We start from the raw sequence: 21,422 nt of genomic DNA on the forward strand, positions 1-21,422 counted from the left end.
CTCAATCATGGAACTCCGCCATCTCCAGCACTTCGTCGCGGTCGCCGAGGACCAGCATTTCACCCGGGCCGCCGAACGGCTCCTGGTGTCCCAGTCCGGCCTGTCGGCCTCGATCCGGGCATTGGAGCGGGAGTTGCAGACGCCCTTGTTCGTACGGACCACCCGTCGCGTGACGCTGACGGAGGCGGGGCGCGCCCTGCTGTGCGAGGCGGAGCGGATCCTGGCGCAGGTGCGGGCGGCGCACGAGGCGGTCGCGGCCGTGCAGGGGGTGCTGCGCGGCACGCTCTCGCTGGGCACCGAGCAGTGCATCGCGGGGGTGCATGTGGCGCGGCTGCTGGCCGCGTTCCGGCACCGGCACCCGGACGTGGAGATCCGGCTGCGCCAGGCGGGTTCGGGCGCGCTGGCCGAGGAGGTCGCGGCCGGACGGCTGGACCTCGCCTTCGCCTATCGGACGCAGGCGGACACCGACCAGCTGCGCTCGGTGTCGCTGACCGCCGAGCCGATGACCGTGCTGTGCCATCCCACCCACCCGCTGGCGGCCGCCGGCGCGGCCGTCACGCCGGACGAGCTGGGCAGCGAGGTGTTCGTCGACTTCCACCCGGACTGGGGCCCGCGCCGCACCACCGACACCGCCTTCGCGGCGGCGGGCGTACGGCGGACCGTCGCGCTGGAGGTCAACGACGTGCACAGTCTCCTGGACCTGGTCGACGAGAACCTCGGGATAGCCGTGGTGCCCCGGCACTTCCGGCACAAGCGCGAGGCGCTCACCGCGCTGCCCGTGAAGGGCACCGGCGAGACGGTCTACGAGACGGTGGCCCTACTGCCGCCGCAGCAGGCGACCAGTCCGGCGGCCCGGGCGCTGATGGCGCTTCTGGAACAGGGGACGCACGAAGGACTCTGATGCGCGATGGTGGAGGGATGCATGCCAAGGACATCCTCATCGACGGGTTCACCCGCATCCAGGAAGAAGTCCACGCCGCCGTCCAGGGGCTCGGCCCGGACGCCCTCCACACCCGCCTCACCGACGACGCCAACTCCATCGCCTGGCTGATCTGGCATCTCACCCGCGTCCAGGACGACCATGTCGCCGACGCCTTCGGCCTCGACCAGGTGTGGCTCACCCAGGACTGGCAGAAGCGCTTCAACCTCGACCTGCCCCGCCACGACACCGGCTACGGCCACGGCTCGGCCGAGGTCGCCAAGGTACGGGTGGACTCGGCCGACCTGCTGACCGGCTACTACGACGCCGTGCACGAGCAGTCGCTGCGGGCCCTGCGCGGGCTGACCGCCGGGGATCTCGAACGCATCGTCGACGAGCGCTGGGATCCGCCGGTCAGCCTGGGCGTACGGCTGGTGAGCGTCCTGTCCGACGATCTGGAACACGTCGGACAGGCCGCCTATGTGCGCGGGCTGCTTCAGAGCGCGGACGCGTAACCCGGCAGGACGACGTCCTCGATGAGGGCCCTGCGCTCGTCGAACGGGATGAACGCGCTCTTCAGGGCGTTCACCGTGACCGTGCGCAGGTCCTCGACCGTCCAGCCGGCCTGCTCGACCAGCAGGGACATCTCCCGGGTCATCGTCGTGCCGGACACCAGACGGTTGTCGGTGTTGAGGGTGACCCGGAAACCGAGGTCCTTCAGCGCCGTGATGGGATGCTCGGCGATCGAAGTGGCGGCGCCCGTCTGGAGATTGGACGTCGGGCACATCTCCAGGGCGATCCGGCGGTCGCGCACCCAGCCGGCGAGCCGGCCGAGCTTGCCGTCGACGATGTCCTCGGTGATCCGCACGCCGTGACCGATGCGCTGCGCGCCGCACACCTGAAGCGCCTGGTGGATGCTGGGCAGGCCGTGCGCCTCGCCGGCGTGGATGGTGAACGGGACGCTCTCGCGGCGCAGGTGCTCGAAGGCGTCGAGGTGGTCGGCGGGCGGGAAGCCGTCCTCGGCGCCGGCGATGTCGAAGCCGACGACGCCCGCGTCGCGGTAGGCGACGGCCAGGTCGGCGGCCTCTCGGACATGGTCGAACATGCGCATGCCGCACAGCAGGGTGCCCACGCGGACCGGCGTACCGGCGGCGGCCGCCTTGGCCATGCCCGCCGCGAGCCCCTCCTGGACGGCCTCCACGACCTCGTTCAGGGTCAGCCCGCCGTTGACGTTCAGCTCGGGGGCGTAGCGCACCTCGGCGTAGACGACACCGTCGGCGGCGAGGTCGAGGACGTACTCCTCGGCGACCCGCAGCAGGCCCTCGCGGCTCTGCATCACGGCGAGGGTGTGCTCGAAGGTGGCTATGTAGCGCACGAGATCGCCGGAGTTGGCGGCCTCGAAATACCAGGCGGCCAGCTCGTCCGGGTCGGTGGTGGGCAGGGTGTGTCCGACCGCCGCCGCGAGCTCCACCACGGTGGCGGGGCGCAGGCCGCCGTCGAGGTGGTCGTGCAGGACGGCCTTGGGCAGGCGGCGGATGATGTCGGCGTCTACGCGCGTAGCAGTCATGGCGGTCTTTCCTCGGCAGGACGGTGGGGAAGGGGCGAAGTCGTCAGTCGGCGGGCTGGAGCAGGTCCCAGCGGTTTCCGTACAGGTCCTGGAAGACGGCGACCGAGCCGTACGACTCGTGGCGCGGTTGCTCCAGGAAGGTCACGCCGGCGGCGAGCATACGGGCGTGGTCGCGCGCGAAGTCGTCGGTATGCAGGAAGAACCCGACCCGCCCGCCGGTCTGGTCGCCGACCCGGCCGCGCTGCACGTCGCCCTTGGCGCGGGCCAGCAGCAGAGCGGTGCCCTGCCCTTCCGCACTCGGCTCGACGACGACCCAGCGGGAGCCGTCCGGGCGCGGGGTGTCCTCGACGAGCCGGAATCCAAGGGCCTCGGTGTAGAAGCGGACCGCCTCGTCGTAGTCGTCGTCGACGACGAGGGTGACCAGGGCGACGCGTCTCATCGTGACCTTTCGGAGGGAGCGGTTGACGGGTGAGGTTATACGTAAAACCTCGGGGACGCCAGTCCGCTCTGTCGGCGCCGTCGTCTACAGTTCGGTAGACCGACTACATCTCTGTAGTCGCACGGTCGTCGCATACGGCCGTGCCCGCACGCACACCACGAAAGGGGCCCCGGAAATGACCGCCGAGCCTGACGTCCACACGCCCCTTTCCGCGATACCGGCGCTCCGTCCCCGCCCATGCCCCACGACGGAAGAGCGCCGCCATGTGTCCCCGCCCCGAGACGAACATCACCGACGACCGGCCCCGATCGCGCCCGCACACCTCACCGGGAGGCCGATCGCGCCTGTACGCCCTGCTCAGGCGCCGCCTCGGCGCGGCGATCTCCCTGGCCTACGCGGCCGCCGCACTGCTGCCGGCTCCCGGACTGTGGCTGCGCCGGCCGCATCCGACCGGACTCGCTGAACTGTCCTTCAGCACACCGCAGTTGCTCCTCGGGCTGGTCCTGTTCAGTGCCGGGCTCCAGGTCCCCCTGCATGAGCTGCGGCTGTTGCTACGGCGGCCGGTGGCGCTGGTCGCCGGGCTCGTGCTGCATGTCTTGGCGCCGCTGCTGATCCTGCCCGGGGTGGCCCTGCTGCTGCGGCACTCCCCCGACCAGGACGGCGGCAGCGGCATGGTCGCCGCGATGATCCTCGTCGTCGCGATGCCGGTGGCGGCCGGGGCGACGGTGTGGACGGCGAAGGGCGACGGCGACCAGCCGACGGCCGTGGGCCTGGTGCTGGCCTCGACGCTGGTCAGCCCGCTCACCGTGCCCCTGACTCTGACCCTCCTGTGTCCGCTGCTGCGCGGCGACTACGCGGGGCGGCTTGCGGATGCCGCGCAGGTCGCCGGGAACGCCTTCGCCCTCACCTCGGTCGTGCTGCCCTGCGGCGCGGGTCTGCTGTGCCGTTTGCTGCTGCCTCGGCGCATGTCGGGCGGGCTCGTCGACGCCGCCGTGGCCGCCGCGCTCCCGGCCTCCCTGCTGCTGACGTACGTCAACGCGAGCGGTGTCCTGGGCCCCTTCCTCCGGCATCCGCGTCCCGTGCTGCTGGTGGGGGCGCTGGCCGTCGCCGCGACGGTGTGCGGGCTGTCCTTCGGCCTGGGCCGGGTCGCCGTCCGTGCTCTGCGGCTGGACGCGAGGGCGGGCGCGTCCGTGACGCTGGCCTGCGGGATGAACAACAGCAGCGCGAGCGCGGTGCTCATCACGACGACGCTGCCGGACCGGCCGCACATTCTGTTGCCGGTGCTCGCGTACGGGCTGCTGCAGAAGGTGGCGGCGGGGCGGGTGGTGCGGGGATTCGGCAATGGGCGGAGTCGCTTCCCGCGGAGACTGCGGGAGTGACCCGGGTCCGGGTGCATCTCAGCTCCGGGTTGGGTCCCGGGAGTCTCCACTCGGGCTGGGTTCGGGGGGATCTCAGCTCGGGCTCAGGCCGGCCCCGGGGCGCGGGCTGGTCTCTGATCCGCTGGTCTGATCCGAAGGGCCGGCCCTAGGCCTCGGGGAGGAGGGCTGCGGCCCGAGGTGCGGTGGGGCCCCGGCCGGTAGCGTCGCGGGTATGAAGATCGTCGAGGAAGCTCGTGGTGCCGAGGAGCGGAAGCGGGACGTACTGGCCCGGCTGGAGCGGGAGATGGACGTCTGGGTGGCGACCGCCGATGCGGACGGGCTGCCCTGTCTGGTCGCTCTGTGGTTCGTGTGGGACGGGGAGTCCGTCTGGGTGTGCACCCGGACCGGTAACCCCACGGGGCGCAATCTGCGTGACGGCGGGCGCACGCGGCTCGCCCTCGGGGACACGCAGGACGTCGTGCTCGTCGACGGCGAGGTGGCGGTGTTCGCCCGCGAGGAGGTACCGGTGGCGGCCGTCGACGCGTTCGTGGCGAAGACGGGCTGGGATCCCCGTGCGGACAGCGCCTCGTACGCGTTCTTCCGGGTGCGGCCCCGCGCCGTTCAGGCGTGGCGCGGGGTGCACGAGTTGTCGGGGCGCCATCTCATGCGGGACGGTGCCTGGGTGGTCTGAGGGGGCGGGTCAGGGGGTGAGAACCATGCGGAAGCGGGCGGCGCCGGCGAGCATCTTCTGGTAGGCCGCGTCGGCCTGGTCGAGCGGCACGGACTCGGTCATCGGGCGGATGCCGTGCAGGGCGGCGAACTCCAGGGTGTCCTGCACGTCCTGTGCGGTGCCGGAGGGGTGGCCGCGGATGATCCGGCCGCGCATGAGCAGCTGGTTGGGGCTGATCCCCAGAGGCTGGGGGTCGGCTCCGATGGCGACCAGTTCGCCGCGGTGGGAGAGCCCGTCCACGGTGGCCGTGATCGCGGCGGAGTTGCTGGCGGTGGCCAGGACGACCTTGGCGCCGCCGAGGGATCGGAGGGCTTCCGCGACCGGGGTGTCCGTGGAGCTGTCGACGTAGTGATGGGCGCCGAGCTGCTTGGCGAAGTCCGCCTTGTCGGCGCCCCGGGCGATGGCCACGGTCTCGTAGCCCATGGCCACCGCGAACTGCACGCCCAGGTGGCCGAGGCCGCCGATGCCGAGTACGCCGACGAGGTCGCCCGGGCGGGCGGAGCTGCGGCGCAGCCCGTTGAACACGGTGACGCCCGCGCAGGCCATGGGTCCGGCGTCGCCGGCCGAGAAGGCCTCCGGGATCCGGGCCAGCGCGTCGACGGGCACGATCGTCTTCTCGGCGAAGCCGCCGTCGTAGGCCCAGCCCGGCACCTTGAGGTTGTCGCAGACGACGAAGTCGCCCTGTCGGCAAGGTGTGCAGTGACCGCAGCTGCCGCCGAACCAGCCTACGGTCACCCGGTCGCCCGGCTGCCAGCCCTGCTGCCCCGCTCCGTCACCGAGTTCCTCGATCCGCCCGGCGATCTCGTGCCCGGCGACCACCGGGAACCGGATGCCCGGCAGCGCGGCGTTCACGAAGGCGGCGTCGCTGTGGCAGATCCCGCACGCCTCGACGGCAATCCGCACATGGCCGGGGCCCGGCCGCGGCACCTCGCGCTCGACGATCCGCAAGGGCCCACCGGCGTCGGTCACCTGGGCGACTCGATAGGTACTCATCCGCTGCTCCTGGGAAGGTGCGAGAGGTTCCTGGACCAGCACACCAGCTCCGGACCTGCCGCGCGCGCCGAGCGGTCGGGACGGAAGGAGCGCCCCGTCGGCCGTGGGCGGCTCGGACATCCGAGGGACGGCCGGTGTGCCCACGTATGGCTTCTACTACTCCTCGGAACCCGGGGGAAGTTCTCGCACCGCCGGACCCGCCGCCGCGCACCGCCTCTTCGCACCTCTGGCGCACCGCCTCTTCGCACCCTCCGCGCCGCGTCATGGCATCAATCCGCCGCCCGATGCAGGGCGTTGAGCCGTTCCAGTTCCTCGTCGGTCAGGCGCAGCGCGCCCGCGGCGACGTTCTCGGCGAGGTGGTCGGGGTTGCCGGTGCCGGGGATGGCGAGGACGTGGGGGCCCTGGTGCAGGGTCCAGGCGAGGCGGACCTGGGCGGGGCTGGTGTCGTGGGCATGGGCGACGGCGAGCACCGCCTCGTCGTGCGCGGTCGTCGCGCCCCGCGCCCCGCCCTGCCCGGCGACCGCGAAGAACGGCACGAAGGCGATGCCCTGTTCGCCGCAGAGTCGCAGTACCTCGTCGGTGGCGGGGGCGTGGTCGCCCAGCCCGTACCGGTTCTGCACGGACACGACGGGCGCGATCTCCTGCGCCTCGGCGAGATGCCGGGATTCGACGTCGGACAGGCCCAGGTTCCGGATCAGACCGGCATCGCGCAGTTCGGCCAGCGCCCCGAAGTGCTCGGTCACCGACTCCTGGCGCATCCGGCGCAGATAGACCAGGTCGAGATGGTCCCGCCCGAGCTGGCGCAGGTTCTCCTCGACATGGCCCCGCAGTTGGTCGGGGCGGGCCGAGGTGCCCCACTCGCCGTAGTAGTCCCGGTGCGGGCCGACCTTGGTGGCGATGAGGAGGTCGTCCGGGTACGGGGAGAGCGCGCTGTTGATGATTTCGTTGGCCGACCTCAGCTGCGAGAAGTAGAAGGCGGCCGTGTCGATGTGGTTCACGCCGAGCTCGACTGCCCTGCGCAGCACGGCGACCGAGCGCTGTCGGTCGCTCGGTGTGCCGAGGTGGAAGGCCGCACTGCCCGTCAGCCGCATCGCGCCGAAGCCGATGCGGTTGACGGTCAGGTCGCCGATTTCCCAGGTGCCCGCGGCGTCCGCGGTGATCGTTTCGGAGTTCACCGGCGGAGTTTCACACGACGGGTGCCGGAGCGCGTGGATTTTACGGATACGTGTACGAGTTCAGGGCGTCGACGGCGGAGGCCGGGTCACCCAGGTCGTAACGGTCGACGGCGAGGAAGTTCGGCTTCTTCCGGGCGGCCGGCTGGCAGAACCGCCGCGCCCGGTCGGCGAGTTTGGTGTTGTCCGTCGTCGCCGTCGCGGCGACGGCGGCGTCCCGGAAGTGGTTCATGACGAACAGCGGACGGAAGCCGCTCTCGGTGCGGGTCAGCGGGATGTCGGTGTCGGCGTCGTACCAGCGGCTGTAGCAGGACCAGTCGGAGGAGCCGACGCCCGAGCCCATGGACCAGTAGTTCTCCACGGTCCACTCGCGCTGGTACATCACACCGAAGCTGTCCCGGGTCAGGCCCGCCGCCTCGTCACTGGAGCGGCTGTGGTCGGTGAAGATCAGCAGCCGCCGGTCGGCCGAGATCAGGTCGGCCAGCTTGGGCCAGCCGTTCTGCCGGACTCCGGTGCGGTCGGGGCGGTAGAGGACGTCGGACAGACCGCTGACACGGGCGAGTTCGGACTTCAGGACGCCCGGGTCGACGTAGTCCTCCAGGAACACGGTGACGAACTGGTCGGGATGCGCCTTCAGGAAGTCGACCATGCGCTGGAGATCGACCCACAGGGCCACGGGCTTGCTGACGAGCGTGCAGCTGTTGTGGCACAGGATCGCGCCGTCCGGGGTCTGGTGGATGTCCAGCATGAACCCCCGTACCCCGTCGGCGAGTTGCTGGTTGATGCCGCGCGTCTGGTTGGGGAAGAGGTTGACGAAGGGCGGCGCGAAGCCGCCGTCGACTCCGTTGGCGTAGGCGTTGTGGGCGGTGAGGAAGGTGACCTGGTCCAGGGTGCGTTGGTCCTGGGGCGGCATGGGGGCGGTCGGGGCGGCGACGGGGGTGAGGTACCAGGTGGCGAGCGGGCCCGAGCCGCCTACGGCCAGTTGAGCGGGATAGTTGGCCCCGGAGGGCTTGGCGGCCACGGTCAAGTAGCGGTCCGCTCCCGGAACCTTGAGGCTGTACTGATCGTCACCGGTGGAGGCGATCTCCCAGGCCGCGTCGGACCCGGTGCAGGCCACCGTGCGGGCCTGGTCCCCGGAACGGCCGAGGCAACTGCCCGCCGTGTTCGTGCTCTCCAGGATGTACGAGGATCCGCTCGCCGCGAGTCTCCACTGCTGGCGGTCCTCGTCGCCCTTGGGTCTGTGCTGCTCGACGGCTCCCGCGTTGTCGGCGGCGTTGAGCCCGGTCGTCGCGCTCTGGAGGTAGTAGGAGCCCGGCGACGGGACCGCGGCGGTCGCGTCGGCCGAGGGTGCCACGACCGCGGCGACGAGCACCGCCGCGGTGGCGAGCAGGACGTGGGGGGTGCGCATGGTGATGCCCTTCCGAGTACGGTCGGAACGATCAAGCGAATGATCAGGTGCATGACACCATGACGTAGAAAGCGTCGTCAGCAGTAGAGGTTGCCACCCGGTGAAACTCCGGTACGGAGCACGGCCGCACCCGGCAAGGGGTACGGCCGCGGTGGGGGGTTGTGGAGGCACACTCAACCCCCTTGGTCTGTACCAGTCAAGGGTATAGACCAGCCAACCCACCTTTCCGATCCGGAAGTCAGCTCCCGTCCGCCCCCGTGTAGGCCGCCGTCGTCCGGTCCGCCGACTCGCGCGCCACCTTCTCGCCCTCGCCGCTCGCGAGGTTCGCCGCGTACCAGGCCTCGCTGCTGTCCGTCACGAAGCGGCGGCCCTCCTCCGAGCCCAGCCAGGCCATGAACTTCTTCGGATCGACGGCGGCGCCGCCGCTCCCGAGGTGCAGGGACAGGCCCCTGACCATCAGATCCCAGCCGACGCCGACCGCACCGGGGCCGAACTCCGCCCACTTCGTGTCGTCGACATGGGCGATGTGGTCCAGTTCGAAGCGCGTGCCGTCCGCCTCGGGCGTGAGCCGGAGCTCGATCCAGCTGACCTCCCCGCCGTACTCCCAGGTCGCGGTGAAGCTCTTGGGCGGGTCGCAGTGCTCGACCACGCCTCCCGCGTTGCCCTCCAGCTGGTACCGGCCGCCGAGCCGCAGCTCCCCCGACACCGGCAGCAGCCAGCGGGGAATGCGCTCGGGATTCGTGCAGGCGTCCCACACGTCGTCGAGTGGGGCGTCGTACGACCGGGACACGGTCACCACGCGTGCCTCGCCCGCCTTGAAGGTGCGCCTGCCGACCTGCCGGCGTACGTCGTTGATGTCGTGGGTCACGTCGGTCACGAGGTGCTCCTCGGGGTTTCGTCGGTGCCGCGGAGTCGGCGCTCGCGCCTGCCGCGGGCCAGTTCGGTGGCCAGCGCGTCCAGATGTGGGGTCCAGAAGCGGCGGAAGCGGTCGAGCCAGGCGTCGATGTCCTGTAGGGGCTCGGCGTTGACCGCGTACAGCCGCCGCGTCCCTTCGGGGCGTACGGTCGCGAACCCGTTCTCCCGCAGCACCTTCAGATGCTGTGACACCCCGGGCTGCGAGATCCCGAACTCCTCGCCGATGACCTCGCAGACCGCGCCGGAGGTCATCTCCCCGTCGGCCAGCAGTTCCAGGATCCGTCGGCGTATCGGATCGCCCAGCACGTCGAAGGCATGCATGCGAAGCAATATATCAGCCATCGCTTATATAAGCAGCCGCCGATATTGTGGCGCGAAAAGCGCCCGGTCGCACGCGACCGGGCGTTTCATGGAGCGCAATCAGCTCAGGGGCTTCTCCAGCACCGCCTTGCGGTGGCTGAACGTCTCGATCGAGTAGCGGCCGTGGTAGCTGCCCATGCCGCTCTCCCCCACGCCACCGAACGGCAGGTCGGAGACGGTCAGGTGGGCGAGGGGCAGGCCGTGGCCGAGGCCGCCGGAGGAGGTCTCGGCGGCGATGCGGGACTTGGTCGCGTCGGACTCGGTGAAGACGTACAGGGCGAGGGGCTTGTCGCGGTCGTTGATGAAGCCGATCGCCTCGTCCAGGCCGGACACGGTGACGACGGGGAGGATCGGGCCGAAGATCTCCTCCTGCATGACGGGCGACTTGGGGTCGACGTCGGCCAGGACTGTCGGCGCGATGTACTTCGTCGTGCGGTCGGCGTCGCCGCCGACGACCACGCGGCCCGAGTCCAGCAGGCCGGAGAGCCGGTCGAAGTGGCGCTCGTTGATGATGCGGCCGTACTCGCCGGAGGCGGACGGGTCGGTGCCGTAGAGCGCTTCGACGGCGCGCTTGAAGGCGGGCTCCAGGGCGGCCGCCGTCTCGGGATCGGTAAGGACGTAGTCGGGGGCGACGCAGGTCTGGCCCGCGTTGAGGAACTTGCCGCGCACCAGGCGGTCGGCGACGACGTCGAGGTCGGCGTCGCGGTCGACGAACGCCGGGGACTTGCCGCCGAGTTCGAGGGCGACCGGGGTGAGGTGCTCGGCGGCGGCGCGCATGACGATGCGGCCGACGGTGCCGTTGCCGGTGTAGAAGATGTGGTCGAAGTGCTCGGCGAGCAGGGCCGTGGTCTCGGGGATGCCGCCCTCGACCACGGCGACCGCGTCGGTGTCGAGGTGGGCGGGCAGCAGCCGGGCGATCGCGGCGGAGGTGGCGGGCGCCAGCTCGCTGGGCTTGACGACCACCGCGTTGCCGGCTGCGAGGGCGCCGACGAGCGGGGCGAGCAGGAGCTGGGCGGGGTAGTTCCACGGGGCGATGACGAGGACGACGCCGAGCGGGTCGTACTGCGTCCAGGCGCTCGCGTCGGCGCCGAGGTGGGCCGGGACGGGCGCGGGCTCGGGGCGCAGCCAGTCGGTGAGGTGGTCGAGGGTGTGGTCGATCTCGCGGACCGTGAAGCCGATCTCGGTGCGGTCGGCCTCGGTGGCACTCTTCCCGAGGTCGGCGTGGAGGGCGGCGGCCAGGTCGGGGCCGTTCTCCGTGAGCATCTCGCGCAGGGCGCGCAGCTGGGCGATGCGCCATTCGACGAGCTTGGTGCGGCCGGTGCGGAAGGTGGCGCGCAGCCGGGCGACGACGTCGGCGGGCTGCTCGGGGTGGGCTGGTTCACGGTTCCTCGCTGCTGGTGCGGTGCGGCCTGGTGGCGCGCGGACGCGGTCTCGACTGTCAGATGTATATGCCAACCTTTCATACACCAAAATAAATTCCGGCGCGCGTCCGACTACTTTCCGCAACCACACCGTCACGCTCGCGCGAGTTCCCGCCGACGACGCTCCAGGTAGGCGCGCTCGGCGGGGCTCTCGGTGCCTTCGATGGCCGCCCGGTAGGCGGCGAGCGCCTCGGTGTCGCGGCCCAGTCGACGCAGCAGGTCGGCGCGTACGGCGTGGAAGACGTGATAGCCGTCGAGGTCCAGGGCGTCGACGAGGTCGAGGGCGGGGCCCGGGCCTTCCGTCTCGGCGACGGCGACCGCGCGGTTGAGGGCCACGACCGGGCTGGGAGCGAGGGCCATGAGCTGGTCGTAGAGCTGCCGGATCTGCCCCCAGTCGGTGGCGTCCGCGGTCGGCGCGTCGCTGTGCACGGCCTGGATGGCGGCCTGGATCTGGTAGGGCCCGGGCTGGTTGCGGCGAAGACAGCGACGGACGAGGGTCTGCCCTTCGGCGACGGACCCGGCGTCCCAGCGGGCGCGGTCCTGTTCGGGCAGCGGCACCAGCTCGCCGTGCGGGCCCTGGCGGGCATCGCGGCGGGAGTCGACCAGCAGCATCAGCGCGAACAGGCCGGTGACCTCGGGCTCGTCCGGCATGAGCTCCGCGAGGAGGCGGCCGAGGCGCAGGGCCTCGACGCACAGCTCGGGTGTGCCGCCGTATCCCTCGTTGAAGATCAGGTAGACGACCGCCAGGACGCCCTTGAGGCGGTCCGGGAGGTCGGCGTCGCGGGGTACGCGGTACGGGATGCGGGCGTCGCGGATCTTGGCCTTGGCGCGGACCAGGCGCTGGGCCATCGTCGGTTCGGGGACCAGGAAGGCGCGGGCGATCTGCGGGGTGCTGAGGCCGCCGAGCAGGCGCAGGGTGAGGGCGACCTGCGCCGGGGTCGCGAGGGCGGGGTGGCAGCAGGTGAAGATCAGGCGGAGCCGGTCGTCGCGCACGGGGCCCTCCTCGGCCGGTGCGTCGGGGGTGTTGAGCAGGGCGGCCTCGGTGTGTCGCGCGTCGCGCGTGGCCTCCCGGCGCAGCCGGTCGATGGCGCGGTTGCGGGCGGTGGTGATGATCCAGCCGGCCGGACTCGGCGGCACGCCGGTCTCCGGCCAGCGCTGCACAGCCGTGGTGAAGGCGTCCTGGACCGCTTCCTCGGCGAGGTCGATGTCGCCGAGGAAGCGGACGAGGACGGCGACCGCTCTGCCGTACTCCGCACGGAAGACGGCGGCGATGTCGACGGCGTCGGCCACTAGTGGCTGTCCACGAAGGGCCGGACCTCGACCGGCAGGCCGATGGCGCGGACCGCCTTCCGGCCCCACTCCAGGGCCGCGTCCAGGTCGTCGGCCCGGATCAGGCTCAGCCCGCCGAGGTACTCCTTCCCCTCGGCGTAGGGACCGTCGCTGATCAGGACGTCGGCGCCCTTGGGCCGCAGCATGGTCGCGGTGTCCGGGCTGTGCAGGCCGCCGGCGAAGACCCAGGCGCCGGCGTCGCGCAGTTCCTGGTTGAAGGCCTCGACGTTGCGCATGATCTCCGCCATCTCGTCGGGCCCGGGCGGCGTGCCGTCGGTCGGGGTGACCACGCTGAGCAGGTAGTACGTCATGACGGCCTCCAAGGCGTCGTAGCTGTTGTCTCACCTCCTACACGAACGGCACACCTCGGGATCGACACCGCGCACGACGGGATCGGGAGAATCTTTTCCATGACCACCGCACCGCACCCGCTCATCGCCACCGCCCGGACCCTCGCGGACGACCTCCTCGCCCCGCACGCGGAGCAGGTCGACCAGGAGGGCGTACCGGAAACCCACATCGAGGCGATCAGGCGGTCGGGGCTGCTCGGGCTGAGTGCGCCGAAGGAGTACGGCGGTGCGGGCGCCCCCGACGCGGTGGCTCGGGAGATCATGGAGATCCTGGCCGGGGCCTGCTGCTCGACCTGGTTCGTGCAGACCCAGCACCACACACCGGTCAAGATGCTGGCCAAGGCCGAACTGCCGGTCCGGGAGCGGCTGTTGCGGCCGCTGGCGACCGGTGAGCTGCTGGCCGGCATCGCGTTCGCGCATGTGCGTGCCTTTCCCCGGGTGCCGGTGCGGGCGACGGCCGAGCGCGACGGGTGGCGCTTCGACGGGACGGTGCCCTGGTACACGGGCTGGGGCCTGAACGACCTGATGCTGCTGGCCGGGGTGACCGACGCGGACGAGGTCGTGTTCGCCTTCACCGAGGCGCGCGAGCAGCCGGGGCTGCGGCCCTCGCCGCCGATGCGGCTGGCGGCGCTCACCGCGGCCCGCACGGTCTCGCTGGAGCTGGACGGGCTGCGGCTGCCGGAGGAGTCGGTGGTGCTGCGCACCCCGCAGGACAAGTTCGCCCTGGCCGACCGGCCTCGGAACACCAACGCCTCCCCCGCCGTGTTCGGGGTCGCCCACGCCGCGCTCCGGCTGCTGGAGGAGGCCGGGGAGGCGAAGCCGGCCCGGGCGCTGCGCGGGCGGCTCGACGAGGTGCGGCGACAGGTGTACGACCTGTCCGAGCACCCCGTACCGCACGAGCGCGTCGAGGAACGGCTGGCGCTCAAGACACGGTCGTACGACCTGATGCGTGCCGCCACCACCGCGGCGGTCGTCGCCCAGGGCGGTCGCGCCATGGATCTCCGCAGCCCGGCCCAACGGCTCGCACGCGAGGGGATGTTCCTGCTCGTGCAGGGGCAGACGGCCGAGGTGCGGCGGGCACATCTCGACTCTCTTACCGACTTCTAGGGAACGCTCGGGTGTTCACTGGACGTTCAGCCGAAGGTCAGTTTGGGCGCTGCTCAGCGAGCAGACTCGCTTCATGGCGACCGCACAGGCAACCGACAACAAAGAGCCCGGCGAGCTGAAGGACGTCCCCGGCTGGTTCCCGCCGCTGGACCAGATCCTGTTCACCTGGTTCCTCGAACGGCAGGAGACCGGCGGGCGGCGGGGCGACCTGCTGGAACTCGGCGCGTACCTGGGCAAGAGTGCGATCCTGCTCGGCCAACACCGGCAGGACGGCGAGGACTTCACGGTCTGCGACCTCTTCGGTGGTGAGGCGCCGGACGGGGCGAACCGGGCCGAGACGGCGAAGTCCTACTCTTCACTCACCCGGCAGGCCTTCGAACGGAACTACCTCTCCTTCCACGACGCGCTGCCCAGGGTGATACAGGCACCCACCTCCGTGATACCGCGGGAGGTGGCGCCGGACAGCTGCCGCTTCGTCCACATCGACGCCTCGCATCTGTACGAGCACGTCCGCGACGACATCGCGGCGGCCCACGACCTCCTGCTGCCCGACGGGATCGTCGTCCTCGACGACTTCCGCTCCGAGCACACCCCCGGCGTCTCGGTCGCCACCTGGGAGGCCGTGCTCAACCGCGGACTGCACCCGATCTGCCTCAGCACCCAGAAGCTGTACGGCACTTGGGGCGATCCCGGGCCCGTGCAGGAGGAGCTCCTCGAGATGCTCAGGGAGCGCGCGGACGTCGGTCTGAGCGTCCAGGAGGCGGCGGGGCACTGCCTGGTCCGCACCCGCGCCCACAAGGGCATGCAGCCGCCGCCCTTCCCGCGCTCCCGCCACTGCAGCGCCCCCGAGCCGGTCGCGCCCCCGGCGCCGACGGCCCCCGCGCCCCGTCGCCGCCCCTCCCGCGCCCGCCGCATCGGCCGCGACCTGCTGCCCCCGATCGTCACCCGCGCGGTACGCAAGGCACTCGCCGCCCGCGCCTAGGGCCTGTCCGGCGAGGGGATGCCCTCACGTCTCGGCGCGGCGGAGCTCACGGTTTGTGGGTCACCCAGAGCAGTTCCGCCGGCCAGCGGTGTGCCCAGTCGGCCGGGTCGGTTTCGTTGTAGCCGTTGGGTGTTCCGCGTTCGGGCCGCGGTTCGACGAGGTCGTCGATGACGAGACCCGCGCCCCGCAGGACCTTGACCCAGTCGCCGTAGGTGAGCTGATAGCTGGTCGCGCCGTCGCCCTCGGCGATGGCGTTCAGCCCGAAGTAGTCCTGCTGGAGCGTCGTGGTCACGCGGCCGGCGGCTTCGTCGTAGCAGGCCTCGAACCACGGGCTGGCGACGTTGAACACCAGGCGCCCGCCGCGGCGCAGGACGCGTGCGGCCTGCGGGACGGCGAGGTGCGGGGGCGCCCAGCTGAGCCCGCCGAAGTCACAGAACACCAGGTCGAAGCTGTCGGCGGCGAAAGGGAGTTGTTCGGCTGCGCCTTGCACCAGTGGGTAGCGGGCCGCTCCCATCTCGCGGGCCGCCGCGGCGAGTTGGGCTTCGGACAGGTCGATCCCGACCACGGTGGCGCCCTCGGCGGCGAGCGCCCTGGACCACTGGCCGGCGCCGCAGCCCAGTTCGAGGACGCGCTTGCCGGTGACGTCGCCCAGCGCGTGCAGGTGCGCGTCGGGGACGGAGTACATGCCCCACAGCCGGGGTGCGGCACCGATCTGCGGGTCGTGCTCGTGCTGGTAGGCGCTGCTGATCCGGTTCCAGAGCCGCCGGTTGGCGGGGATGCTGTCCACCTGCCGACTCCAGCACCGCCTGCCGGGTGCGGTCAACACGATGCACTGACCGGTGCGCGGCGCTCTCGGACGCCCCGGGCATCCGGGCGCGCCACGCCTCGGCAGCGCACGCCCTAGCTCGCGAACGGCACCTGCGCGGAGGGTGCGGCCTGCTTGCCGGACGGGTGCTGCCAGAGGCCCTGTGCGGCCAGGCGCGGCAGCACACCCTCGCCGAACCAGTACGCCTCCTCCAGGTGCGGGTAGCCGGAGAGCACGAACTCGTCGATGCCGAGGGCGTGGTACTCCCTGATCCGCTCGGCGACCTCGTCGTGGCTGCCCACCAGCGCGGTGCCCGCACCGCCGCGCACCAGGCCTATGCCCGCCCAGAGGTTGGGATGGATCTCCAGGCCGTCGCGGCTGCCGCCGCCGTGCAGGGCGAGCATCCGCTGCTGGCCCTCGGACTCGCTGCGGGCGAGCCCAGCCTGCACGGACTTCACGGTCTCCGGGTCGAAGCCCGCCAGCAGTCGCCCGGCCTCGGCCCAGGCCTGCTCGGCGGTGTCGCGGGTGATGACGTGCAGCCGGATACCGAAGCGCAGGGAGCGGCCCTGCTCGGCCGCGAGCCCCCGGATCCAGGCGATCTTCTCGGCGACCTGCGCGGGCGGCTCGCCCCAGGTGAGATACGAGTCGACGTACTTGGCGGCGACCTCTCCGGCCACGGGCGAGGACCCGCCGAAGTAGACCTCGGGGACGGGGTCGGGCACCCGGGCCAGCCTGGCGTCCTCGACGTGGAGGTACTCACCGTGCAGATCGACCGTCTTGCCCTCCCACAACCCCCGTACGATCTCCAGGAATTCACCGGTACGGCGGTACCGGGCATCCTTGTCGAGGAAGTCGCCGTAGGCCCGTTGCTCGTGGCTCTCGCCGCCCGTGACCACGTTGAGGAGCAGCCGTCCGCCGGACTGCCGCTGGAAGGTGGACGCCATCTGCGCCGCGAGGGTCGGTGAGACGAAGCCGGGGCGGAAGGCGACCAGGAACTTCAGGCGTTCGGTGTTCTGGCTGACCATGGCGGTGGTCAGCCACGCGTCCTCGCACCAGGCGCCGGTCGGGGTGAGCGCGCCGACGAAGCCCAGGTCCTCGGCGGCCCGGGCGATCTGGCTCAGATAGGCGACCGTCGGCGGCCGGTCCCGTCCGGAGACGGTGGCGGGGGTGCCGTGGCCGCCGCCGACCACGTGACGACTGTCGCCGTTGGTGGGCAGGAACCAGTGGAAGGTGAGGGACACGGGTGTCTCCGATCAGGCGGGTGTGGGGGAACAGGTCATCGGCGGTGTCCTTCAGAGCAGGCCGTGCCGGGGTGGGCGGGCGCCGGTGAGCACGTAGCGGCCGATGTGCTGGATCTTCCAGCGCGCCGGGTCGTGCAGGGTGTGGGTACGGGCGTCGCGCCAATGGCGGTGCAGGTTGAGGGAGTTGAGGGCGGAGCGGGTGCCGGAGACCTCGAAGAGGGCGCTCGCCACCTCGACCGCGGCCTCGGCGGACTGCACCTTCGCGGCGGCCACGGCGATCGAGGCTTCGGCCGCCGAGTCGTCGCTGAGGTCGGCGCGGGCCGCGTCGACCGTGCGCGCGGCCTCGCGGAGGAGGGCCTCGGACGCCCTTACCTGGATGGCGAGTTCGCCGAAGCGCTGGATCAGCAGCGGGTCCTCGGCGGCCGACTCCACACCGCTCTCGAACCAGGGGCGGCTCTTCGTCCGTACGAACTCCGCCGCCTCGGCGAGTGCGCCTCCGGCGATCCCGGCGTCGATGGCCGCGTGGAGCAACTGGGCTATGGCGCCGTGGAGTTGGGGGCCCTCGAAGGTGAGGTGGTGGGGCAGGACCCGGTCGGCCGGGACCTCGACGCCTTCGAGGCGGACGGTGCCGCTGGCCGTGGTGCGCTGGCCGAGGCCGTCCCAGTCGTCGATCACCGTCAGGCCGGGGGCGTCCCGGGGCACGTAGGCGACATGGAGCTTGTCCTCCTCGGCGCGGGCGAGGACGGGGATCCAGTCGGCGAGGAGGGCGCCGGTGGAGTAGTGCTTGACACCGGTGAGGAGGTAGGAGCCGTCGCGCTGCGGCTCCAGGCGGGTGCGGATGTCCTGGACGTGCTTGGTGCCCGCCTCCGACTGGGCGTTGCCGAGGCGGCGGCCGGCGAGCAGTTCGGCGTAGAAGAACTTCCGCTGTTCCTCGGTGCCCTGACGGTGGATCACATTGACGTAGGCGAAGTGGCTCTGCGGGATCTGGGCGAGGCTGGCGTCGGCCGAGGCGAGCAGCCGGAAGATCTCCGCGAGGGTCGTCGCGGAGACGTCCGCGCCGCCGTGTTCGGCGGGGACGGTGACGGACAGCAGTCCGGAGGCGGAGAGGCGGTCCAACTCCTCGCGCGGGAGCCTGCGTTCGGCGTCCCGCTCGGAGGCGCCGGCGCGGAACTCCTGGGCCAGGGCGGCCGCGACGGCGAGGGCCTCCGTGTCGTCGGCGATGACGTGGGCGGTCATGCGCTCAGCTCGCCACGGCCAGCAGCGAGGTGCGGCCCAGGGCCGTCGAGAACTGGTCGACCACCTGCGTCAGCGCGTCGCCGACGCTCGGTGCGACGGTCAGCGTGCCGTCCTCCTGCACGGTGATGTCCTTGTCGAGGGTGAACCAGCCCTGCACGATGTGGCCCGCGCCCATGGAGGACAGGACCGGGCGCAGGGCGTAGTCGATGGCCAGGACGTGGGCCGTGGTGCCGCCGGTGGCCAGCGGCAGCACGGTCTTGCCGGTCAGCGCGTACTGCGGCAGCAGGTCGAGGAGCGCCTTGAGGACGCCGGAGTAAGAGGCCTTGTAGACGGGGGTGCCGACGATCACGCCGTCGGCCCGCGCGAACAGCTCGGTGGCCTCGACGACGGCGGGGTGCTTGAAGTCCGCGCCGAGCAGGGCTTCGGCGGGGATGGTCCGGACGTCGAGCGGGATCACCTCGTGGCCCTGGGCGATCAGCCGCTTGTCCAGGTGGCGCAGCAGACGGTTGGTGCGGGAGGCGGCGGAGGGGCTGCCGGAGACGGACAGGACGGTGGCCATGCGGTCCTCTTTCGGGGAGGAGGGGCGCCCCCTGTTCAGGAGGGGGCGCCCCGGGGAAGCGGTCAGGAGTACCAGGTGGGTTCGGGCAGTTCGCCTTCCAGGACCCAGCGGCCGACCTCGCGTCGCTTGTAGGCGACGGGGTCGTGCAATCCGGAAGGGGCGGCGCGAAGCGCCTCGTTGAGGGGCGGCTGGTCGGGCGACGGGTGGGCGGGTGCGGACGTTGCGCCAGAACCGGTCGAGGCCCTCGGAGGTGGCGGTGGCTCGGGCGCCGGTGACCTCGAAGATCCGGTTGCCGATCTCCAGGGCCACGTCCGTCGCCCGGGCCTTGATCGCCGCGACCCTGACCTCGAAGGCGCCGCGCGCCTCGGGGGTGACCGCGTCGGGGTCGTCGTGCAGCTGCTGTCCCTCGGCGGCGACGGCGTCGGCGAGGGCCTCGGCCGCCCAGAGTTTGGCGGTCAGGTCGCCGTAGGTGTCGATGACGTAGGGCTCGTCGACCGCCCGATCGAAGCCGCCGTGCAGCCAGGACCGGGTCCTGGTGCGGGTGTAGGTGGCCGCCGTCTCCAGGGCGCCGCCCGCGATGCCCAGGTAGAAGTTGACGAAGACGAGTTGGATGGTGGGCACGTTGAGGGTGTTGTAGACGCGCGGCTGGAACACCTTGTCGACGTAGCCGGCGGCCGAGGCCCACGGGGTGCGGACGCCGTCGATGGTGACGCCGCCGCTCTCGGTGAGGCGCTGGCCGATGTTGTCCCAGTCGTCGTGGAAGGTCAGGCCCTCGCTGTCGGAGGGGACGATCGCGAAGACGTGGTCGTCGGTGCCCTCCAGGACGCCTTCGAGGACGGTGACGTCGGAGACCTTGCTGCCGGTGGAGAAGGACTTGCGGCCGGTGAAGACGAGGTCGTCGCCGTCCTCGGTCACGACGACGTCCTTGTCACGGGGGTTGACGGCCCCGCCGAAGAACCAGCGGTCGCGGCTGGCCGCGGCCTCCACCTGCTCCCACTGCTCGCGGGTGCCGACCAGGCGGGCGGCCCAGAACCAGAGGTAGTGGTAGCCGAGGAGCTGGCCGATGGAGCCGTCGGCCTTGCCGACCTCGCGGACGACACGGTAGGCCGTGGGCCAGTCCTGGCCCGCCCCGCCGTGCTCGGTCGGGCCGAGCAGGGTGACGAGGCCGGCGTCCTTGAGGAGTTGGACCTCGGCGTAGGGGGTCGCGCCGACGCGGTCGCGCTCGGCGGCGTCGGTGGCGAGGACGGCGGCGACCTCGGCGGCGCGGGTGATCCAGTCCTGGGCGGTCCGCGGGGCGGGGAGGGTCTGCCAGTCGGTGGGCGTGACGGTGCTCATGCTCGTTGACCTCTTTCGCGGTGGGGGGATCAGGCGTGAACGGGGACGGACTCGGGCTCCGCATCCGGGAGTCGGGCCTCGAGTTCACGCACGAGCGGCAGCACGCGCCTGCCGAAGTACTCGACCTCCTCGTGGTAGTGCAGGAAGCCGAGCAGGAGGAGGTCGACGCCGAGCCTCTTGTAGGCGACGACACGCTCCGCGATCTGTTCCGGGGTGCCGATGAGGCCCGTACGGAAGCCGTCGTTGTACTGGACCAGGTCCTCGAAGGACGAGTCCTGCCACATGCCCTTCCGGTCGGCGGTGGACTGCCCCGCCTGCTTCACGGCCGCCCCGAATCCCTCGACGGCCTCGCTGTCGGCCTTCGCGACGATCTCGCGCAGGGTGTCACGGGCCTCGGCCTCGGTGTCACGGGCGATGAGGAAGCCGTTGAGGCCGAACTTCGGTGCCCTGCGGCCGACTTCGGCGGCGGACTTGCGTACGTCGTCGATCTGCTCGGTGACCCCGTCGAAGTCCTTGCCGTTGGAGAAGTACCAGTCGGAGACCCGGCCGGCCATCGCGCGGGCGGCGGTGGAGTTGCCGCCCTGGAATATCTCCGGATGCGGGCGCTCGGGGGTGTTGAGGGGCTTGGGCTTGAGCGAGAAGTCGCGCAACCGGTAGAAGTCCCCGGCGAGTTCGGTGTGGTCCTCGGTCCAGATCTGACGCAGGGCCCGGATGAACTCCTCGGAGCGGCGGTAGCGCTCGTCGTGTTCCAGCCAGGGCTCACCGAGGGCGGTGAACTCGCCCTTGAACCAGCCCGATACGACGTTCACGGCGAAGCGGCCGTTGGAGAGGTGGTCGGCGGTGGCGCCGAGCTTGGCGAGGACGCCGGGGTGCCACAGGCCGGGGTGGACGGCGGCGATGACCTTCAGACGCTGGGTGGCGAGGAGGAGGGCGAGGCTGAAGCTGGTCGACTCGTGCTGGTACTCGGCGCCGTAGCTGGCCATGTAGCGGACCTGGCTGAGCGCGTAGTCGAAGCCGTTGTTCTCGGCGAGGACGGCGAGTTCGCGGTTGTACTCGTATCCCCAGTCGGTGCGCTGCTCGATCTTGCTGGTGACGAGTCCCCCACTGACGTTGGGGACCCAGTAGGCGAATTTCACGGGCGCTGCGGGCATGCGGAACTCCTGTTGCGGAATGTTTTACGGCACGCCGAATTCAGG

Annotated in this window: 21 protein-coding genes and 1 pseudogene; 6 read left to right on the plus strand and 16 right to left on the minus strand. The window is 71.4% G+C overall.

Annotated elements, in window-relative coordinates; genetic code table 11:
* Positions 1–7 precede the first annotated feature (7 nt).
* Together ACQEWB_RS02040 and ACQEWB_RS02045 are read left to right on the plus strand one after the other, a co-directional pair.
* Positions 8–901: a LysR substrate-binding domain-containing protein gene (locus tag ACQEWB_RS02040; protein ID WP_432826357.1), complete on the plus strand. Its 894-nt coding sequence runs from the start codon at positions 8–10 to the stop codon at positions 899–901.
* 17 nt (positions 902–918) lie between these two features.
* Complete coding sequence (locus ACQEWB_RS02045; protein ID WP_432826359.1) at positions 919–1,434, plus strand: mycothiol transferase; 516 nt, start codon at positions 919–921, stop codon at positions 1,432–1,434.
* On the opposite strand, the gene ACQEWB_RS02050 is transcribed toward ACQEWB_RS02045, so the two are convergent.
* A complete protein-coding gene (locus tag ACQEWB_RS02050) occupies positions 1,416–2,486 on the minus strand; it encodes an adenosine deaminase (protein ID WP_432826361.1) in 1,071 nt (356 codons plus the stop codon). The two genes, ACQEWB_RS02045 and ACQEWB_RS02050, sit on opposite strands and share 19 nt — an antisense overlap.
* 43 nt (positions 2,487–2,529) lie before the next feature.
* A complete protein-coding gene (locus ACQEWB_RS02055; protein WP_432826363.1) occupies positions 2,530–2,925 on the minus strand; it encodes a VOC family protein in 396 nt (131 codons plus the stop codon).
* 263 nt (positions 2,926–3,188) lie between these two features.
* Here ACQEWB_RS02055 and ACQEWB_RS02060 point away from each other — a divergent pair, with 263 nt between their 5' ends.
* Complete coding sequence (locus ACQEWB_RS02060) at positions 3,189–4,304, plus strand: sodium-dependent transporter (protein WP_432826365.1); 1,116 nt, start codon at positions 3,189–3,191, stop codon at positions 4,302–4,304.
* 211 nt (positions 4,305–4,515) lie between these two features.
* Entirely contained in the window at positions 4,516–4,974 is a 459-nt protein-coding gene (locus ACQEWB_RS02065; protein ID WP_432826367.1) for a pyridoxamine 5'-phosphate oxidase family protein, read from the plus strand.
* Positions 4,975–4,983: 9 nt separating this feature from the next.
* Here the strand turns inward: ACQEWB_RS02065 and ACQEWB_RS02070 are convergent, their stop codons facing one another.
* The 8 genes from ACQEWB_RS02070 to ACQEWB_RS02105 form a co-directional block, all read right to left on the minus strand.
* On the minus strand, positions 4,984–6,006 hold the full coding sequence (locus ACQEWB_RS02070) for an alcohol dehydrogenase (RefSeq protein WP_432826369.1): 1,023 nt from the start codon (positions 6,004–6,006) through the stop codon (positions 4,984–4,986).
* A 269-nt stretch (positions 6,007–6,275) separates the two neighbouring features.
* Entirely contained in the window at positions 6,276–7,181 is a 906-nt protein-coding gene (locus ACQEWB_RS02075; protein ID WP_432826371.1) for an aldo/keto reductase, read from the minus strand.
* Between the two features lie 40 nt (positions 7,182–7,221).
* Positions 7,222–8,586, minus strand: a complete 1,365-nt coding sequence (locus ACQEWB_RS02080; protein WP_432826373.1) for a phospholipase — start codon at positions 8,584–8,586, stop codon at positions 7,222–7,224.
* Positions 8,587–8,824: 238 nt separating this feature from the next.
* Positions 8,825–9,463, minus strand: a complete 639-nt coding sequence (locus ACQEWB_RS02085) for an SRPBCC family protein (protein ID WP_432826375.1) — start codon at positions 9,461–9,463, stop codon at positions 8,825–8,827.
* A complete protein-coding gene (locus tag ACQEWB_RS02090) occupies positions 9,460–9,822 on the minus strand; it encodes an ArsR/SmtB family transcription factor (protein WP_432826377.1) in 363 nt (120 codons plus the stop codon). The genes ACQEWB_RS02085 and ACQEWB_RS02090 overlap by 4 nt, the downstream gene beginning before the upstream one ends.
* Before the next feature lie 99 nt (positions 9,823–9,921).
* Positions 9,922–11,316, minus strand: a complete 1,395-nt coding sequence (locus ACQEWB_RS02095) for an aldehyde dehydrogenase family protein (protein ID WP_432826379.1) — start codon at positions 11,314–11,316, stop codon at positions 9,922–9,924.
* 59 nt (positions 11,317–11,375) lie between these two features.
* Complete coding sequence (locus ACQEWB_RS02100) at positions 11,376–12,572, minus strand: RNA polymerase sigma factor (RefSeq protein ID WP_432826381.1); 1,197 nt, start codon at positions 12,570–12,572, stop codon at positions 11,376–11,378.
* Positions 12,572–12,922 carry a YciI family protein gene (locus ACQEWB_RS02105; RefSeq protein WP_432826383.1) on the minus strand — a complete coding sequence of 117 codons (351 nt, stop codon included), beginning with the start codon at positions 12,920–12,922 and terminating at the stop codon, positions 12,572–12,574. The genes ACQEWB_RS02100 and ACQEWB_RS02105 overlap by 1 nt, the downstream gene beginning before the upstream one ends.
* A 99-nt stretch (positions 12,923–13,021) precedes the next feature.
* On the opposite strand from ACQEWB_RS02105, the gene ACQEWB_RS02110 reads away from it, so the two are divergent.
* Entirely contained in the window at positions 13,022–14,068 is a 1,047-nt protein-coding gene (locus tag ACQEWB_RS02110; protein ID WP_432826385.1) for an acyl-CoA dehydrogenase family protein, read from the plus strand.
* Between the two features lie 73 nt (positions 14,069–14,141).
* The gene (locus ACQEWB_RS02115; protein WP_432826387.1) at positions 14,142–15,050 is read left to right on the plus strand and encodes a class I SAM-dependent methyltransferase; all 909 of its coding nucleotides are present in this window, start codon (positions 14,142–14,144) and stop codon (positions 15,048–15,050) included.
* A gap of 46 nt (positions 15,051–15,096) precedes the next feature.
* On the opposite strand, the gene ACQEWB_RS02120 is transcribed toward ACQEWB_RS02115, so the two are convergent.
* The 6 genes and pseudogenes from ACQEWB_RS02120 to sfnG form a co-directional block, all read right to left on the minus strand.
* Positions 15,097–15,837: a class I SAM-dependent methyltransferase gene (locus ACQEWB_RS02120; RefSeq protein ID WP_432826389.1), complete on the minus strand. Its 741-nt coding sequence runs from the start codon at positions 15,835–15,837 to the stop codon at positions 15,097–15,099.
* A 113-nt stretch (positions 15,838–15,950) separates the two neighbouring features.
* Positions 15,951–17,096: an LLM class flavin-dependent oxidoreductase gene (locus tag ACQEWB_RS02125; protein ID WP_432826391.1), complete on the minus strand. Its 1,146-nt coding sequence runs from the start codon at positions 17,094–17,096 to the stop codon at positions 15,951–15,953.
* 51 nt (positions 17,097–17,147) lie between these two features.
* Entirely contained in the window at positions 17,148–18,332 is a 1,185-nt protein-coding gene (locus ACQEWB_RS02130) for an SfnB family sulfur acquisition oxidoreductase (protein WP_432826393.1), read from the minus strand.
* 4 nt (positions 18,333–18,336) lie between these two features.
* Positions 18,337–18,891 (minus strand): NADPH-dependent FMN reductase, encoded by a 555-nt coding sequence (gene ssuE / locus ACQEWB_RS02135; RefSeq protein WP_432826395.1) that lies wholly within the window; start codon positions 18,889–18,891, stop codon positions 18,337–18,339.
* Positions 18,892–18,953: 62 nt separating this feature from the next.
* Positions 18,954–20,226: pseudogene (locus ACQEWB_RS02140) on the minus strand (acyl-CoA dehydrogenase family protein).
* A 29-nt stretch (positions 20,227–20,255) separates the two neighbouring features.
* Positions 20,256–21,377, minus strand: a complete 1,122-nt coding sequence (sfnG, locus tag ACQEWB_RS02145) for a dimethylsulfone monooxygenase SfnG (protein WP_432826397.1) — start codon at positions 21,375–21,377, stop codon at positions 20,256–20,258.
* Between the last annotated feature and the right edge of the window lie 45 nt (positions 21,378–21,422).

This window comes from Streptomyces sp. CA-249302 (genome assembly GCF_050936785.1).
Classification (GTDB): Bacteria; Actinomycetota; Actinomycetes; order Streptomycetales; family Streptomycetaceae; genus Streptomyces.

What these genes read in the sequence shown, in the direction of transcription:
- ACQEWB_RS02040 (WP_432826357.1), top strand. Translation starts at nt 8, where the DNA reads ATGGAACTCCGCCATCTCCAGCACTTCGTCGCGGTCGCCGAGGACCAG.
- ACQEWB_RS02045 (WP_432826359.1), top strand. Translation starts at nt 919, where the DNA reads ATGCATGCCAAGGACATCCTCATCGACGGGTTCACCCGCATCCAGGAA.
- ACQEWB_RS02050 (WP_432826361.1), bottom strand. Translation starts at nt 2,486, where the DNA reads ATGACTGCTACGCGCGTAGACGCCGACATCATCCGCCGCCTGCCCAAG.
- ACQEWB_RS02055 (WP_432826363.1), bottom strand. Translation starts at nt 2,925, where the DNA reads ATGAGACGCGTCGCCCTGGTCACCCTCGTCGTCGACGACGACTACGAC.
- ACQEWB_RS02060 (WP_432826365.1), top strand. Translation starts at nt 3,189, where the DNA reads ATGTGTCCCCGCCCCGAGACGAACATCACCGACGACCGGCCCCGATCG.
- ACQEWB_RS02065 (WP_432826367.1), top strand. Translation starts at nt 4,516, where the DNA reads ATGAAGATCGTCGAGGAAGCTCGTGGTGCCGAGGAGCGGAAGCGGGAC.
- ACQEWB_RS02070 (WP_432826369.1), bottom strand. Translation starts at nt 6,006, where the DNA reads ATGAGTACCTATCGAGTCGCCCAGGTGACCGACGCCGGTGGGCCCTTG.
- ACQEWB_RS02080 (WP_432826373.1), bottom strand. Translation starts at nt 8,586, where the DNA reads ATGCGCACCCCCCACGTCCTGCTCGCCACCGCGGCGGTGCTCGTCGCC.
- ACQEWB_RS02090 (WP_432826377.1), bottom strand. Translation starts at nt 9,822, where the DNA reads ATGCATGCCTTCGACGTGCTGGGCGATCCGATACGCCGACGGATCCTG.
- ACQEWB_RS02105 (WP_432826383.1), bottom strand. Translation starts at nt 12,922, where the DNA reads ATGACGTACTACCTGCTCAGCGTGGTCACCCCGACCGACGGCACGCCG.
- ACQEWB_RS02110 (WP_432826385.1), top strand. Translation starts at nt 13,022, where the DNA reads ATGACCACCGCACCGCACCCGCTCATCGCCACCGCCCGGACCCTCGCG.
- ACQEWB_RS02115 (WP_432826387.1), top strand. Translation starts at nt 14,142, where the DNA reads ATGGCGACCGCACAGGCAACCGACAACAAAGAGCCCGGCGAGCTGAAG.
- ACQEWB_RS02130 (WP_432826393.1), bottom strand. Translation starts at nt 18,332, where the DNA reads ATGACCGCCCACGTCATCGCCGACGACACGGAGGCCCTCGCCGTCGCG.
- ssuE (WP_432826395.1), bottom strand. Translation starts at nt 18,891, where the DNA reads ATGGCCACCGTCCTGTCCGTCTCCGGCAGCCCCTCCGCCGCCTCCCGC.
- sfnG (WP_432826397.1), bottom strand. Translation starts at nt 21,377, where the DNA reads ATGCCCGCAGCGCCCGTGAAATTCGCCTACTGGGTCCCCAACGTCAGT.